The 15,204-nt window shown below is 64.8% G+C and carries 13 protein-coding genes; 2 read left to right on the top strand and 11 right to left on the bottom strand.

Annotated elements, in window-relative coordinates:
• Nucleotides 1–126: 126 nt before the first annotated feature.
• The 4 genes from ASG39_RS21230 to ASG39_RS21245 all read right to left on the bottom strand — a co-directional run bounded on the left by ASG39_RS21230 (nt 127) and on the right by ASG39_RS21245 (nt 5,255).
• On the bottom strand, nt 127–1,584 hold the full coding sequence (locus tag ASG39_RS21230; RefSeq protein ID WP_062596935.1) for a coniferyl aldehyde dehydrogenase: 1,458 nt from the start codon (nt 1,582–1,584) through the stop codon (nt 127–129).
• An 8-nt stretch (nt 1,585–1,592) separates the two neighbouring features.
• The gene (locus tag ASG39_RS21235; RefSeq protein WP_062596936.1) at nt 1,593–3,197 is read right to left on the bottom strand and encodes a GMC family oxidoreductase N-terminal domain-containing protein; all 1,605 of its coding nucleotides are present in this window, start codon (nt 3,195–3,197) and stop codon (nt 1,593–1,595) included.
• A 395-nt stretch (nt 3,198–3,592) separates the two neighbouring features.
• Complete coding sequence (locus ASG39_RS21240; protein ID WP_062596937.1) at nt 3,593–4,198, bottom strand: J domain-containing protein; 606 nt, start codon at nt 4,196–4,198, stop codon at nt 3,593–3,595.
• A gap of 109 nt (nt 4,199–4,307) precedes the next feature.
• Nucleotides 4,308–5,255: a DUF808 domain-containing protein gene (locus tag ASG39_RS21245; protein WP_062596938.1), complete on the bottom strand. Its 948-nt coding sequence runs from the start codon at nt 5,253–5,255 to the stop codon at nt 4,308–4,310.
• Nucleotides 5,256–5,540: 285 nt separating this feature from the next.
• Here ASG39_RS21245 and ppk2 point away from each other — a divergent pair, with 285 nt between their 5' ends.
• The gene (ppk2, locus tag ASG39_RS21250; RefSeq protein WP_062597069.1) at nt 5,541–6,497 is read left to right on the top strand and encodes a polyphosphate kinase 2; all 957 of its coding nucleotides are present in this window, start codon (nt 5,541–5,543) and stop codon (nt 6,495–6,497) included.
• Nucleotides 6,498–6,534: 37 nt separating this feature from the next.
• Here ppk2 and ASG39_RS21255 read toward each other — a convergent pair whose 3' ends face one another.
• The 7 genes from ASG39_RS21255 to ASG39_RS21285 form a co-directional block, all read right to left on the bottom strand.
• Nucleotides 6,535–7,725, bottom strand: coding sequence for an esterase (locus ASG39_RS21255; protein WP_062596939.1), 1,191 nt, complete (start codon nt 7,723–7,725; stop codon nt 6,535–6,537).
• Between the two features lie 165 nt (nt 7,726–7,890).
• Nucleotides 7,891–8,679, bottom strand: a complete 789-nt coding sequence (locus tag ASG39_RS21260) for an inositol monophosphatase family protein (protein WP_062596940.1) — start codon at nt 8,677–8,679, stop codon at nt 7,891–7,893.
• Entirely contained in the window at nt 8,676–9,560 is an 885-nt protein-coding gene (locus tag ASG39_RS21265; RefSeq protein WP_062596941.1) for a glycerophosphodiester phosphodiesterase family protein, read from the bottom strand. The genes ASG39_RS21260 and ASG39_RS21265 overlap by 4 nt, the downstream gene beginning before the upstream one ends.
• 38 nt (nt 9,561–9,598) lie before the next feature.
• A complete protein-coding gene (locus ASG39_RS21270; protein WP_062596942.1) occupies nt 9,599–10,468 on the bottom strand; it encodes an ABC transporter permease in 870 nt (289 codons plus the stop codon).
• A complete protein-coding gene (locus ASG39_RS21275; protein ID WP_156468237.1) occupies nt 10,465–11,322 on the bottom strand; it encodes an ABC transporter permease in 858 nt (285 codons plus the stop codon). The genes ASG39_RS21270 and ASG39_RS21275 overlap by 4 nt, the downstream gene beginning before the upstream one ends.
• Nucleotides 11,322–12,389 (bottom strand): ABC transporter ATP-binding protein, encoded by a 1,068-nt coding sequence (locus tag ASG39_RS21280; RefSeq protein WP_062596944.1) that lies wholly within the window; start codon nt 12,387–12,389, stop codon nt 11,322–11,324. The genes ASG39_RS21275 and ASG39_RS21280 overlap by 1 nt, the downstream gene beginning before the upstream one ends.
• A 98-nt stretch (nt 12,390–12,487) precedes the next feature.
• Nucleotides 12,488–13,684 carry an extracellular solute-binding protein gene (locus ASG39_RS21285; protein ID WP_062597070.1) on the bottom strand — a complete coding sequence of 399 codons (1,197 nt, stop codon included), beginning with the start codon at nt 13,682–13,684 and terminating at the stop codon, nt 12,488–12,490.
• A gap of 249 nt (nt 13,685–13,933) precedes the next feature.
• On the opposite strand from ASG39_RS21285, the gene ASG39_RS21290 reads away from it, so the two are divergent.
• Nucleotides 13,934–15,073 (top strand): ROK family transcriptional regulator, encoded by a 1,140-nt coding sequence (locus ASG39_RS21290; RefSeq protein WP_062596945.1) that lies wholly within the window; start codon nt 13,934–13,936, stop codon nt 15,071–15,073.
• Nucleotides 15,074–15,204 lie beyond the last annotated feature (131 nt).

Genomic DNA, 15,204 nt, shown 5'->3' on the forward strand with positions numbered 1-15,204 from the left:
TCTCTCCTCCCCGTGAATGGTGCTCGTTGCATCCGTGAGGGGAGTATAGGCATCCTGCCGTGGTGCGCGAGAGGAAATGCGGATCGGGCGATAAAAGACCGGATCGCGGTCCGACCCGGAGAGGCCTCAGCGGCCCTCGTCCGGGCCCGGCTTGCGCGCTTTCGACAGGCGGCCGATCTTGTGCCACGCAGAGAGCCGCGCGAGCCGCCCATAGGGCGGCATCATGCCAGCGAGCCTCGCAATGTCCATGCGGGGTTGGATGTAGATCGACCTTGCATGGCTGAAGGTCCGGAACCCGTCCCGTCCGTGATAGGCGCCCATCCCCGAGGGGCCGATGCCACCGAAGGGAAGGTCGTCCGGAAGCGCGTGAAAAAGAACGTCGTTGATGGTCACGCCACCGGAAATCGTGCGCTCGACCACGTGGCGCTGTTCCGTGGTGTCCTCTCCGAAGTAATAGAGGGCGAGGGGATGCGCGCGTCGATGAACCTGCGCAATCGCGTCCGCCATATCGTGGTAGCGCCGGATCGGAAGGATCGGGCCGAAAATCTCTTCCTGCATCACCCGCATGTCGTCGGTCGCGCCGCGGATGATGTGCAGAGGCATCTTGCGCCCGTTCGCACGGGAAAAATCCTCCTTGGCGGGATTGACGACCTCGATCTCGGCGCCCTTTGCGCGAGCGTCGTCCATCAGGCCGGTCAGGCGTGAGATATGCCGGTCGCTGATGATCGACGTGTAGTCCGGATTGTCGAGCATGGTCGGGTACATCCTCTCGACAGCGGCTTTCAGCCCCGCAACGACGGCGTCTTCATCCGCATCGCGCACCAGCATGTAATCGGGTGCAAGGCACACCTGTCCGGCATTCAGCATTTTTCCCAGTGCCACGCGTCCGGTCGCGCGGGCGATATCGGCGCCGCTTCCGATGATGACCGGCGATTTTCCGCCGAGTTCCAGCGTGACCGGGACAAGATTGTCGGCGGCGGCATGAAGGATATGGCGGGCAATATCCGTTGCCCCGGTGAAGATCAGATGATCGAAGCGGAGTGCCGAGAAGGTCCGGCCGACGTCGGCACCCCCTGTCACGAAGCTCACTTCATCGTCTTCGAAATAGCGACCGGCCACCGCCGAGAAGACGGCATTGGTTGCCGGTGTGTATTCGCTGGTCTTGACCATCGCGCGGTTGCCGGCCGCGAGAACGCCGGCCATCGGCGTCATGATGAGGTTGATCGGAAAATTCCAGGGCGCGATGATCCCCACGACACCCTTCGGCTGATACTCGACCTGTGCCCGCGCGCCGAGCAGTGAGAGCGGAAACTGCAGGGGCCGCCGCTCCGGCTTCGACCATGCGTGCAGGTTCTTTGCGGCGTGGTCGAGCGCACCGATCGAGACGGCGATATCGGTCAGCATGGATTGCTCGACGCTGCGATGCCCGAAATCCTCCGAGAGTGCTGCGCAGAAGGTTTTGGCATTGTCTCGGATCATCGATGCCGCGCGCTTCAGTCGATCAATGCGAAGAGAGACCGGCTCCGGCAGGGCGGTCAGGAAGGCGCGGCGTTGTTTGGCGAGAAGGGCGTCGAGATCGGTCATGGCTGACTCTATCGGTTCACGGAGCGCAGGATCAAGTCGGCGGCCCGCTCGCCGATCATGGCACTCGGCGCTTGGGTATTGCCGCTGACGAGTGTCGGCATGATCGAAGCGTCTGCGATACGCAGGCCCGAGACGCCGCGGACGCGCAGCTCCGGATCGACAACGGACGCCGGATCGCTGCCCATCCGGCAGGTACCGACAGGGTGGTAGATCGTATCGGCGTGGTTGCGAATGCTTGCCTCGATCGCTGCATCGTCCTGCGGATCGAGCGCACGGAACGGGCGACCCCTGTGCTGCTCGAAAGCCGGTTGCCGGAGGATATGCTCGGCGATGCGCACGCCCTCGATCAGCGTCCGAAGGTCGCCGGCATCGGAGAGATAGCGCGGATCGATGAGGAGCGGGCGCGTCGGATCGGCATTCGCCAGCGTTACGGTGCCCCGGCTGGCGGGACGCAGAACGCAGACGTGAAGCGAGATGCCTGTCTTGAGGAGGATGCGGCGCGCATGATCGTCCACCAGACCGATGGTGAAATGAAACTGAAGATCCGGCCGATCCACCAGGGGCGAGGATCGCACGAACCCGCCCGCTTCTGCAAAGTTGCTGGAGAGGCTTCCCCGCCGTCTCCGCAGGAACGGCAGGATGCCGCGCACCAGCGGAATCGATCCGAGAGGCGTCGTTCCGATTGCTCCGCCGCCGCGGATGAGCCTGCTGCTGATATGGTCGAGATGATCCTGCAGGTTGGCACCCACCTGCGTCCTGTCGGAGATGACGGCGATCCCATGCCGGCGCAGATTTTCCGCCGGGCCGACGCCGGAGAGCATGAGAAGTTGCGGTGTACCGAAGGCGCCGCCGGCCAGCACGATTTCGCCGCGTGCGGTGATGGTGCGGGTTCGTCCGCCGTGTCGGACCTCCACTCCGGTGGCCCTGTTCTGCTCGAAGGTCAGGCGCACGGCCTGCGTATCGGACAGCACTGCGAGGTTCGGGCCGCGCCGCGTGTGGATATAGGCCCGGCCGGCATCGAAGCGGCGGCCGTCTTTCTGGAACAGCTGGTATGCACCGAACCCCTCCTGGGTCGGCCCGTTGAAGTCGCTGTTCAGCGGATAGCCCGCCTGTTCTGCCGCGGTGATGAAATCGCCGGTCAGCGCGACATCCGTCCACAGGTCGTCCACGTGCAGAGGTCCGCCTTTTCCGTGAAAGGCGTCCGCTCCGCGGGTATTGTCCTCCCCGCGCAGAAAAAGCGGCAGGACGTCGCGCCAGCCCCAGCCGATGCATCCCGCGGCCGCCCAGCCATCGTAGTCTTCCGCCTGCCCGCGCATGTAGATCATCGCATTGATGAGGCTGCTGCCCCCGACGCCGCGGCCACGCGGCTGGAAGCCGCGCCGACCGTTGAGTTCCGGCTGCGGAACAGTCTCATAGGCATAATTGTGGCGATTGCGACGGCCGACGAGGCCGCTGATGCCGGCCGGTATGGAGACCAGCATGTTGCCCGTTGCCGGCCCCGTCTCGACCAGTGCGATCCGCCAGTCGGGCCGGGCCTCCGAGATCCGCGCCGCCGTCGCGCAACCTCCGGGGCCCGCGCCGATCACGATGATGTCGAAAACATCCGCGCTCATGCCGCGCGCCGCAGGATTTCGACCCGGCAATGTCTCCTCGGACGGGAGAACCGGACGGCGTCTACCATCGGCAGCGACGGTTTCAGATTGTCGGCAGAGGCGCTCCACCGCCAACCCTGCTCACGGCACGCGACCGCCAGGGCTCGGCGCCATGGCGCAGATCGCACCTCTCCTGCGGGCGTCACGGTCACGTGGATCCTCCCTCCCATCGCGGCCTCCCATTCCGGATCGCTATTTTAGCGATGCCGGAACGGTGGGCGCTCGCCGCCCGTCTGTCAAGCGCTTGTCTCGCGGCGGAAGCAAGGCATGCGCATCGGCACGGCGGGGCCTGTCGCACCGGCCATGGCGCACGGGTCTATTGACGCGTGGGGGAAGAATGGAAAGCCGATCGGTTCTCAGCAGAATCCGTTGAGCTTCAGGATCTTGTGGGCTTCGATCGTCGCCTGAAGGTCGGTCTCCGAGGAGCGGTTTCCGGCGTTCGCATCGGGGTGATGGAGCTTGATTCGCTCCTTGTAGCGCCGGTTGATCTGATCCGCCGTGGCATCGTGCGGCAGGCCGAGCGTTTCGAAGGCCTTCGCTTCGAGCACTTTCAGTTTCCGCGCCTGTGCCTCCCGCTTCTGCATCAGGCGTTCGGCCGCACTCTTCCGGGCGTTCAGGGACTTTGCCGAACCCGAGCGCACGGTAAAGGGCATCGGCAGTTCGGTTGCTTCCTGGATCGGCTTGCCGAAGCTCGGCCGCGCGCCGCTGATCGCGTCGCGCTGGTAGCGCGCAACGACCGGGTCGGAGAGATCAGGTGAGAAGTTGTAGCCCTTGTTGTATTCCTTGATGTGGTCGAGGCAGAACATCAGGAACAGGCCTTCACCGCCGAGACCGACCGGTGCGCGATGCGTCCCGGTCTTCTCGCACCCCTGCCATTGACACTGCGGCCCCGTGGGCGCCTCAGAGGCTTTGGACTTCTTCTTGGCCGACTTGAGGCCGACGAAAATTCGTGAATCAGACATGCAGGGCTTATGCGATCAGACGCGCGATCCCGCAAGACCGCTTTGTGGGGTCAAGATCATTCTCTGGCGGTTCAGCACTTCACAATGTCGCGCGGCGCGGGTCGATCTCTCAGGCTTTGTGCTTTGCGAAGAGTGGTGCGGCGGCCAAAACCAGGAGGACGACGATGCCACCAAGGATCGCGCCGAAAACCGCTTGCACCAGCGTTGCCGCCAGCCAATGGACGACGTCGGGCAGGACGGGAACGACCGTCTGCGCAAACGCAGCGGTTGCCTCGACGATATGTTCCGGCTGCGCGATGCCGAATTCGGCAAGGCCATGAATGACGATGCTCCCGCCGACCCAGAGCATGGCGGCGGTTCCCACGATCGCGAGGATCTGCAGGAAGACCGGAACGCCCTTGACGAGGCCGTGCCCGACGGACCGGCCGATACCGCCGCCTGTCGCGACCAGATGCAGGCCGATATCGTCGGCTTTGACGATGAAGGCCACGACACCGTAGACGGCGACCGTGATCAGGATGCCGACGGCGGCCAGCACCGCAACCTGCGTCACGAGGTTCGAGGCGGAGACGCCGGCAAGCGTCAGCGCCATGATTTCGGCCGAAAGAATGAAGTCCGTCCGAATGGCGCCGGAGACCTTCTGCTCTTCGAGCGTCGCCGGATCGACGGTCGAGGCCGCGGTCGCGTCGGCATGGCCGTGTCCCGACAGCGCGGAATGGATTTTCTCCGCGCCCTCGAAGCAGAGATAGGTGCCGCCGATCATCAGCAGCGGGGTGATCAGCCACGGCGCGAAGCTGCCCATGAGCAGACAGGCGGGCAGCAGGAAGACGAGCTTGTTGCGCAAGGAGCCCTTGGCGATCCGCCAGATGATCGGCAGTTCCCGGCTTGGCGACAGTCCGACCACATAGGTCGGTGTTACCGCGGTATCGTCGATGACGACGCCTGCGGCCTTGATGCTGGCCTTCGCGGTCTGCGCCCCGACATCGTCGAGAGAGGCGGCCGCAAGCTTTGCGATGGCCGCGATGTCATCCAGTAGCGCTATCAAGCCTGTCGCCAACGCAACGTCCTTTCCCGTCCGATGCCGGACCCGGACCCGGGAACATGCTGGCATCGCAATGCAATTGCAGTTTCGATCGCTGTGCAGCGTTATTGGCTGCGCACGCAGACAGGGCCGCAAGACGGCTTTCGAGTCAACGTCCAAGTCTCTGCATTCGAACGATGATCCGCAAAAATCAGGACAATGCGGCCTTGCATCGTCGGCCATGAGACGATCGTCATTCTGCTGACACAGGAAAGGCTGTAACGTCCCGCATTGCTTGACCTTATCCTTTCCGGAGCCTCCATGAACATCAACGACCCGGCCCAGCTCGCACGAATCAAGGCGGAAATCATCGACAGTTTCGACGAAGAGCTGGAAATGCAGATGGAAGAGGATCGCCTGGACGATCTTCTTGACGATGGCGTGGAGCCGACGGCCGAGCAGCTGCTCGATCGCAAGGTCTATTTCCGAGAGCTGTTCCGCCTTCAGCATGAGCTGGTGCGTCTGCAGGATTGGGTCCAGCACAAGAAGCTGAAGGTCGTCGTGCTGTTCGAGGGACGCGATTCCGCCGGCAAGGGTGGGGCCATCAAGCGCGTGACGCAGAGGCTCAACCCGCGCGTCTGCCGCGTGGTCGCGCTGCCGGCGCCGTCCGAGCGCGAGCGTCACCAGTGGTATTTCCAGCGATACGTGCAGCATCTGCCGACCGCCGGCGAGATCGTGCTGTTCGACCGCAGCTGGTACAACCGGGCCGGCGTGGAGCGCGTGATGGGCTTCTGCACGCCCGACGAGCTGGAGGAGTTCTTCCAGTCCGTTCCCCAGTTCGAGACCATGCTCGTTCGCTCGGGCATCATCCTCATCAAATACTGGTTCTCGATCACCGACGAGGAGCAGGCCTTCCGCTTCAACATGCGGATCCGCGACCCCTTGAAGCAGTGGAAGCTGTCTCCGATGGACCTGGAGAGCCGCATTCACTGGGAGGCCTACACCAAGGCCAAGGAGGATATGCTGGAGCGCACGCACCGCCCGGAGTCCCCCTGGTGGGTGGTGGATGCCGTCGACAAGCGCAAGGCGCGCCTGAACTGCATTTCGCATCTCCTGCAGCAGATCCCCTACGAGGACGTGCCGAAGACGTCGATCGAACTGCCGGATCGCACCCGCAATGCCGATTACTACCGCAAGCCCGTGCCGACGGACATGTACGTGCCGGACGAATATGGCGGCGCGACGGGCACGGACATGGCTCGGAAGAGCGGTCGCTAGGCTTCAGGCAACAAGCCGCCCGGCTATTCCTTGAAGGCTATTCCTTGAAGGCTTTTTCGAGGAAGGCGATCAGCGAGGGCCTCCAGACGTCCATTTCGTGCTGGAGGTCCTTGTACTCGTGATACGCGTGGGTGATCTTCTTCTCGTCCAGTTTCGCCTTCAGCCCGGCAATGTCCTTGCCTGTCACCATGTCTTTCGATCCCACGGTCACGGTGAAGTTGCGCAGCGCCTTGTTGATCGTGTCCGGTGCGTTCAGCGCCGCATCGACCGCCGTGTTGGGCACCGTGGTGGTGGAGACGCCGCTGAAGGTCGCGACCCAGCCAAAGGTGCCGAGATGCGACAGGCCGGAGACCAGGGCCTGATAGCCGCCCTGCGAGAGGCCGACGACGGCACGCCCGTCGGCATCCGTGCGCACGCGGTAGGTTTTCTCCATATAGGGAATGAGATCCGTGATCAGCTCGCGGTCGATCGCGTCCGCGTTGATCGGATAGAAGTCCTTGCGGCGCTGGGCCGCCGGAAAATTCTCGGCGATGGCGTCGGGTATGTCGGCTTCTGTATCCGGGATGACCACGATCATCGGCCGGATCTTCTGTTCCGCCAGCAGATTGTCGAGAATCTGGGGCGCGCGTCCCTGTGTGACCCAGGAGTCGACCGTGTCTCCGAAGCCGTGATAGAGGTAGACGACGGGCAGGGGCTCGGACGCATCGGTGTAGCCGGGTGGCGTGTAGACATGCATCTGGCGCTGCGATTTCAGGGCCTTGGACGACACGGTCACTAGGCGTAGATCGCCATGCGGCACGTCGCGCGTGTCGAGAATGCTGCCTGGCACGAGAACGAGGCTTGTGTTCACCTGCCTCTGCGGTTTCGGCTGGTTTGTGCCGGTGTCGATGCTGCGGAAACCGTCGACGTTGAAATAATATTCGTAAAGGTTCGGCGCGAGACTGTCGCTCTTGGCTGTCCAGACGCCGTTCTCGCTCCGTGTCATCGTCATGGGGTCACGCTGCCCGAGGACGACGGAAACCGTTTTCGCGGCCGGGGCGAAGAGGCGGAAGGTGATCGACCCGTCCGCCTCGACCGAGGTGACGAACGCCTTCAGCGGCTTGTCTGCCGGCGGAGAGGCGGGCCCCGCTGGCGCAGGCGCTTGAGGTTCCGCTGCCAAAGCTGGCGCGCTGATGATCATGGCCGCAGCGCAACCCGCCGCCAAAAAGCCCGGCAATAGCTTGAACATGATGATCTCCTCCGCATCGCATCAACCTCATCCCACAGGAAAACTACATCCGCGCGGCCTGTTTTCAACGGCGGCTCTGCAGGTTTCGATCGGGTGGCCTTCGTCCGGGACATCGAAGCGTCTCGAACGAAGGGGTGATGCGATGGCCGGGCGAAAGGCTCGCCGCTATCCCTCCGTCACCTCCGGCCACAATGCGGCGGTGGCCTCCAGAAGCGATGCGGTGCCTGCCGCGATCCAGGGAATGTCGGTCTCGCCGTCCGGGCCGGTGCGCAGTCCGATGCGGACGTCGAGACCGGCCTCGCGGGCAAGCACGGCGCCGCCGGCGATGTCCCACATGGTGGTCAATTTCTGGAGGTGCCCGTCGAAGATGCCGCGGGCGGCGAACACCAGCGAGACCGACGTGGTGTGCAGCGCTTCGACCACCCATCCGGCTTCGCGCAGGCCGGTGTGCAGCGCCCCGATCTCCGCGATGTCGTCCTTTGCGCTGTCGCCGAGCGAGACGACGCGGACGTCGCTGAGGGGCGCTCCGCGGGCAAGTGGCGCGCCGTTGCGCAGCAGGCCGGTACCCTCGGCGGCGCCGTAGACTTCGCCGAACACGGGGAGGGCGACCACGCCGAGATCGGGACGCCCGTCGGTGACATGCCCGAGCGAGATGCCCCAGAGCGGCGATCCGCGCAGAAAGTTCGCGGTGCCGTCGATCGGATCGATGATCCAGTAGGCGTTTCCACCCGCGCCACCGAGCTCTTCACCGACGATGGCTTCTCCCGGAAAGGCTGCAGCAAGCCGTTTCCGGATCAGGGTCTCGATACTGGTATCGGCTTCGGAAACGAAATCCTGGAAACCCTTTTCCCGCGTGGCGATCGTCTCGCGGGCGGCAAAGAAGGTCATCGCCTCGTGCAGGGCCTCTTCCACGATGCCCGTCGCCCTTGCCAGGCGGTTTTCTGCCTCCGTCATGCCGAAGCTCCCTCCTGTCGGGTCGCCCAGGCCCGGAAGGCCTCGACCTCGTCGGTCTGGATGGCGCCGACGCCCGCCTGAGCCAGCCGGCCCCAGACCGACTGTGGATCGCGAAGGGCCCGGCTGTCGTTGTAGTCGAGGCAGTGGGAAACATCGAGCGTATTGATCCAGACGCGGATGTTCTGGCGGTCGAGTTCGTCGCGTGCCGCGGCCACATCGTCGAGATCGTCGAACCGGACCTCGATCATCGGCGCGCGGAGCGGCGCGATGCGCCGGAGATCCTCGGCAAAGCGCCCCTTGCGCACCCGGAACATCGGCATGTGCGGGATCTGGCCGAACCAGTCCTCGCCGAGCAGCGGGAAGGTCGTCGCGTCGATGTCGATATCGGTCTTGACGAGGACCTGCGCTGCGACGCCGAGGCGAAGCACCGTTTCCATGACGCGCGGAAGATCGCGCTCAAACTTCGTGTCGATGTTGACCGCGATGCGCCCGCGTGCGGCCTCCAGGATCTCTTCCAGCGTCGGCACGGGTTCGGCCGCCGGCGCGGCGTTTTTGCCCCCGGCGCCGACCTTCAGTCGGGCCTTCCGGACGATCTCGAACGGCAATTCGGCGACGATGCCGGAGCCGGTCGTCGTGCGCTCCAGCGTCTTGTCATGGATGACGACGAGGTGCCCGTCGGCGGTTGCCTGGGTGTCGATCTCGACCATCTCGACGCCAAGCGCGATGGCGGCTTCGATCGAGGCGATCGAATTCTCCGCCGTCGTCTTCCAGAAGCCGCGATGGGCGATGGTGAGGATGCCGGGATTGTCGCGCGAGGCCATGAGGAGGACGTCGGGCCGGTGCGACGGGGTGGCGGCGAGGCGGCTTTGCGAGTTGGGCATGAGGTCTTGCTTTCGGCTGGTGGGAAGGCTTGTGGACATCAGATCTTGCCCATGCCCGCGGCCATCAGGTCGTCGCGCAGCACGCGGCCGGCGATGACGAAGACGATGAGGGCGGGCAGGAGCAGGAGGAAGGAGACGATGGAGGCGAGCGGCAGCTGCATCGAATAGGGATCGAGATACATGTAGAGCTTGATCGGAAGGGTCTCGACCACGGGAGCGCCGACGATGAACGACTTGTCGAACTCCTCGAAGCTGCCGACGAAGGACATGAGACCGCCGGCGAGAAGGCCGGGCACGGCTAGCGGCAGCACGATGTGCCTGACGATGCCGGGCGTGCCGGCGCCGAGCGAGCGGGCGGCGTGGATCAGGTCGTCGGGAATGGTCTCGAGCGCGGCCGTCATCAGGCGGATCATCAGCGGCAGGGTGCCGACGATCTGGACGAGGATGACTCCGGCCACCGAATAGGCGAGCCCGAGCGCGAGGAAGATCTGCCCGATGCCGACGGCCACCACGATGCCGGGGATGATGATCGGCGCGAGGATGAAGACCTCCACCACCCGTTTCAGCCGAAAGGGAAACCGCGCCATGGCCCAGGCCGTGGGCAAGGCGATGATCGCCGTGGCGAAGGTGACGACGATCGCGATGACGACGCTGTTGATCGCCGCGCGCAACAGCCCGTCATCGGCGAGCACGTCCGCCCATCTCGCCGCTGTATAGGCCTGCGGCAGCAGGTTCGGCGGGCGCCAGCCGTCGGCGATGCTCCAGAGGAACATCAGGCCGAGCGGAAGGGCGATCGCCAGGAACAGCGAGGCATAGAGGCTGATCGCGACCGGGAGCCGGTCGTCGCTCGTGAAGCGCAAGCTGCGGGCTTGGCGAAGCGCTGGCGCGTGGTCTGAAAGGGCGGTCATCGGGCGTCTCCGCGTCCATGCGCATCGCCGATGCGCGATGTGAGGGTGTAGTAGGCGACGAGTACGGCGACCGCGAAGGCGCTGAGCACCATGCCCATGGCGAAAACCTGAGGAAAGCGGCCGAGGTTGAATTCCTCGACCATCAGCACCGACAGCGGCCTTGCGGTCGGCGGGCCGACGATATCGGGGATGGCATAGGAGCCCATGGAGCCGATGAAGGTGAGGAGCACGGCCGCCGTGATACCGGGCATCGCAAGCGGGACCTCCACGAAGAAGAACGTGGCAAGGCGTGACGCCCCGAGCGTTCTCCCGGCAAAACGGATATCTTCCGGGATCGCGGCGAAGGCACTGGTGATGATCAGCGTCATGAAGGGGATCTGCTTCCAGACGCTGGCGAGAATGACGCCGACGCCCCAATCGTCCCGCACGAGCTTCGGCAGGCCGAAACCGAGCGGGGCGATCGCCCGATCGATAAAACCGCCGCGTTCGAAGAGCACGATGATCATCAGGCCGACGATGATGCCCGGCACCGCGAGTGGCAGCTTGTAGAGGCCGCTGAACAGCTTTCGCCCGACGAAATGCCGCCGGATGGCCAGCGACAACGGCACGGAGACGAGGAGCGAGACGACGACCGGCGCCACCCCGAAATAGATGGACGTGCCGAGACCGCGCAGCATGGAGGGCCGCGTGAAGATGCGGCTGTACCAGTCGAGCGTGAAGCTGCCGTCCTCCAGGCGCAGGCTGCCGATGAAGGCGGAGGCGAGCGGCCCGCCGAAGAAGAGGAGGAGATAGCCGACGCCGGGCGCCAGAAGCAGCGGCAGGAGCATGCGCCGATCGCGCAGGAGCATCGACATCATGCCGCCTCCCGGTCGGGGGCGCGGTCCTCGAGCAGCGGCAGGCGGTCCGGAAAACTCAGCGCGACGGTGCGGCCGGGCTCGATCAGCGCATCGCCGCCCGCCTGGCTCACCTTCAGGAGCGTATCGCCGATGGCCACCGTGTAGAGCGCGCTCGCACCCATGAAGGAAACGCCGGCGACCGTTGCCGGCGCGCATGAGCCGGTGTCCCGCCCGCCGCGATCGCAGGCGCGGATGCCGATGCTTTCGGGGCGCACGGACACCTGGCCCGGGCCTGCGGCGTCTTCGGCCAGATCGACCAACTGTCCCCAGGGCAGGTGCGCCTTGCGGCCGGACGCGGTGACGGCGAGAAGGTTGGTCTGTCCGAGGAAACCGGCCGTGAAGGCCTGTCGCGGCGATCGGTAGAGCTCCAGCGGCGTCCCGACCTCGATCACGCGGCCGGCATTCATGACGACGATCCGGTCCGACATGGCCATCGCCTCGGCCTGGTCGTGCGTGACGTAGAGGCTGGTCGCGCCGATGCGCCGGTGCAGCGCAACGAGTTCGTGGCGCAGCGTGTCGCGCAGTTTCGCATCGAGATTGGACAGCGGCTCGTCGAAGAGCAGCAGGTTCGGCTGCATGACGATGGCGCGGGCCAGCGCAACGCGCTGCTGCTGCCCGCCGGAAAGCTGGCGCGGCATGCGGCTCGACAGGCCCGTCAGCGTGCAGATCTCCATGGCATGTGCGATCCGCCTTTGCTGCTCCGCCTTGGCCACGTTCTTCATTCGCAGGCCGAAGCGAAGGTTCTGCTCCACGGTCATATGCGGAAAGAGGGCGTAGGATTGAAACACCATGGCGATGTCGCGCCGTTCCGGCGGCAGCATATCGATGCGCTTTCCGGCAAGGCGGATCTCGCCGCCGCTCTGCTGGCTGATGCCCATAACGATCCGCAGGAGCGAGGACTTTCCGCATCCGGACGGGCCGAGAATGGTGACGAACTCGCCCTCGTCGACGGACAGCGAGACCGGATGAAGGGCACGGCTGGCGCCGTAATCCTTGGTGATATCGGTGATCTCAAGCATGCTCATGGCGGTTTCCTGATGGATCGATCGGGGCGGCGTCGAGGGAGGATCGCGGCTTGCGCAGCCCCGGCAGCGACATGCCGCCGCCGGGGATGGCCGAACGGCTATTGGTTGAGGACCTTCTCATCCAGCACGTTGGACAGCGCGGTGGCCATGTCCCAGAAGGGCGTGACGGTGAGGCGCGGATAGACGCTGGCCGGCAGCATCTGCGCTTGCTTGTCGGCCGGCACCTGGGCGCTCGTCACATCCGTGCGCGGCGAGCGCGAGGCCTTGGTCTCGAGCTTCCAGAGCTGAAAATCCTTGCTCATCGCCAGGTCGATCAGGAGAAGAGCCGCGGCCACATGCCGGGCGTTGGCCGGCACGAACATCGCATCGCCCGAACCGACCTGACCCTTTTCGAGCAGGGTCAGCCGCATGGTTTCCGGGAGCTGCTTCGTCCCGAGGAAGGTCATCACCTGATCCTCCCAGACCGTACCCATGGCAAGCTGGCGATTGTTGATGAGGTTCAGCGTATCCGCATTGCCGTTGGTCAGTTCGGCGACGGCCAGCAGACGACGGTAATAGTCCCAGACCGGGTCGAGGCAATCCGTGTCCATGGCCCAGTCCTCGGCCTCTTGCGCGGTCTGGCGCGTGTCGGTCAGCTGCGTCTTGCAGTCGCCGGTGAGACGGTCGAGCGCCAACGAATAGAGAAACCCGCTGCCCGAACCGCCCTTGGCCGGCGAGGTGATGCCGACGCGCTTGGGGTTCTTTTCTGCCCAGACGAGCAGATCCTCGAAGGTCCCGGGCACGTCCGAAGCCGCGACCACGGCGCTGTCATACCCGATGGCGGTCTGGTTGAGATGGACGAGCGGGAAGCTGCCGCCATGGGGCTTGCCGAAGACGCTGTCGCTCAGAACCGGGTCGTAGTGGTCCATATTGGGCAGGATCTTCGTCAACGCGATCTTGCCGACGACACCCTTGGACGACAGCAGCGGATAACCGCCGCCCCCTGCGAAATAGACATCGACCGGAGAATCCTGGCCGGCGGCCTGCACGGCGATGAGCTGCTGGTTCGCCTGGTCGCCCTTCACGTCGCTATAGGTGACCTTGATGCCGTATGTCTCCTCGAAGCGGCGGATGAGTTCCTTCCACGTATCGCCGAAGCTGCCGGCGAAGTTGTACATCGTCACCGCGCCTTCGGCCTTCGCCGCAGGCACGACGATGTCGTAGAAATTCTCGCGGGTGACCGACGAGAGATCGAAGCTGAGGTTCTTCATGTTGGTTTCGGCGCCACGTGCGGGCACGGTGGCTGCCGTCAGCATCAAGGCAGTCGCTGCAAGAAGGGTCCGGAACATGGGGTCTCCTGTGATCCGAGGAAGGGTCGTGATGGGGCTGTCGTGCCTCTGGAGGCATGCGCGTTGACGTCGGCGGAGTAATACTACGCCTTGAGTGTAATATTTATGACGGTTTGATGAATTTCACGATTTGCCTTGCCGGTCGTTGCCGGGCGGGACCCGGCGCGATATCCAGCGGCCGTGACGTGAGAGCCGAGACGGCCGGAGGACGAGGACATGCCAGCGGAACGGGACGCGCTTTCGCAGATGCCGCTGGCCAGCGACAACGAGCGCATGATCCTCGATGTCCTGCGTCGCCACGGCGCGATGGCGCGATCGACCATCACGAGCCACACGAACCTGACGCAGCAGTCGGTCCACCGGCTGGTCGAGGGGCTGGTAGAGCGTGGCCTGTTGCGAACCGGGGCGCCGATCGGCGGCATGCGGGGTCAGCCGAGCCCGACGATCGAACTGGCGCGCGGCGGGGCAAGCGCGATCGGCCTCTCCGTCAACACGGACTCGGTCGTCCTCTGCATCACCGATCTTGCCTGCGACATCATCGTGCACGAGAGGATGGACCTGAACCCGAGCGACCGGGAAACGACCCTGCAGGCGATCTCCACACGGCTCGACGCGCTGCTGGAGCAATACCGGGTTCCGAAAAGCACCCTTGCCGGGCTGGGCTTTTCGATGTCGGGTTTCTTCGTGTCGGAGGATCGCGCCTTCAATGCACCGGAACCGCTCGCCGACTGGTCCTTGCGCAATCTGCGCCCGGAGCTGGAACAGGCGTTCGGCCTGCCGGTCTGGCTGGAGAACAACGCGACGACGGCGGCGATCGGCGAGAGCATGCGGGGCGTCGGCCTCTGGTGCCGGACCTTCGCCTTCCTCTCCTTCAACTATGGCTTCGGCGGCGGTCTGATCCTCGACGGCAAGCCGTTCCACGGCTTCCATGGCAATGCCGGCGAGCTCAGCGGCATCTACATGCCCGGCGAATCCGAACGACGCCCGGCGTTGCAATATCTTCTGGCGCGGCTGCAGGAGAACGGCATCGACATCGATAGCGTGGAAGTGCTGCGCCGGGATTTCGACCCATCATGGCCGGGCGTCGAGGCCTGGCTGACGGACACCATGCCGCAGGTCGATCGCCTGATCGCAACGCTCATCGCCGTGCTCGACCCCCAGGCCATCGTCTTCGGCGGCCAGCTTCCGCCCGCCCTCGGCCGCATGATGATCGAGCGCGCCCATCTTCCCTCCGCGCGCATCCACCGCTACGGCATCGGGCCGCCCGAGGCGCAACTCGTGCTCAGCGAAACCGCCGGCGACCCCGCCGCCATCGGCGCCGCCGTCCTGCCGCTGAAGCTGCGGTATTTTGCGTGAGTCACGCTGATGAACACATCGGTGATGCCGTGGGCACTTTTCGACTGATCAAGGCGATGCTTTGAGTCCAAGTTGAGCGCAAAGCCTTGAATGAGGCAAACGCCGATGCAGCACTGTTTGCTCGTCCGAGA

The organism is Rhizobium sp. Leaf371 (assembly GCF_001424045.1).
GTDB lineage: Bacteria > Pseudomonadota > Alphaproteobacteria > Rhizobiales > Rhizobiaceae > Ferranicluibacter.

Coding starts and splice junctions, on each gene's coding strand:
- ASG39_RS21230 (WP_062596935.1), bottom strand. CDS start 1,584: ATGACCGATCTCGACGCCCTTCTCGCCAAACAACGCCGCGCCTTCCTG.
- ASG39_RS21235 (WP_062596936.1), bottom strand. CDS start 3,197: ATGAGCGCGGATGTTTTCGACATCATCGTGATCGGCGCGGGCCCCGGA.
- ASG39_RS21240 (WP_062596937.1), bottom strand. CDS start 4,198: ATGTCTGATTCACGAATTTTCGTCGGCCTCAAGTCGGCCAAGAAGAAG.
- ppk2 (WP_062597069.1), top strand. CDS start 5,541: ATGAACATCAACGACCCGGCCCAGCTCGCACGAATCAAGGCGGAAATC.
- ASG39_RS21255 (WP_062596939.1), bottom strand. CDS start 7,725: ATGTTCAAGCTATTGCCGGGCTTTTTGGCGGCGGGTTGCGCTGCGGCC.
- ASG39_RS21260 (WP_062596940.1), bottom strand. CDS start 8,679: ATGACGGAGGCAGAAAACCGCCTGGCAAGGGCGACGGGCATCGTGGAA.
- ASG39_RS21265 (WP_062596941.1), bottom strand. CDS start 9,560: ATGCCCAACTCGCAAAGCCGCCTCGCCGCCACCCCGTCGCACCGGCCC.
- ASG39_RS21270 (WP_062596942.1), bottom strand. CDS start 10,468: ATGACCGCCCTTTCAGACCACGCGCCAGCGCTTCGCCAAGCCCGCAGC.
- ASG39_RS21275 (WP_156468237.1), bottom strand. CDS start 11,322: ATGTCGATGCTCCTGCGCGATCGGCGCATGCTCCTGCCGCTGCTTCTG.
- ASG39_RS21280 (WP_062596944.1), bottom strand. CDS start 12,389: ATGAGCATGCTTGAGATCACCGATATCACCAAGGATTACGGCGCCAGC.
- ASG39_RS21285 (WP_062597070.1), bottom strand. CDS start 13,684: ATGCTGACGGCAGCCACCGTGCCCGCACGTGGCGCCGAAACCAACATG.
- ASG39_RS21290 (WP_062596945.1), top strand. CDS start 13,934: ATGCCAGCGGAACGGGACGCGCTTTCGCAGATGCCGCTGGCCAGCGAC.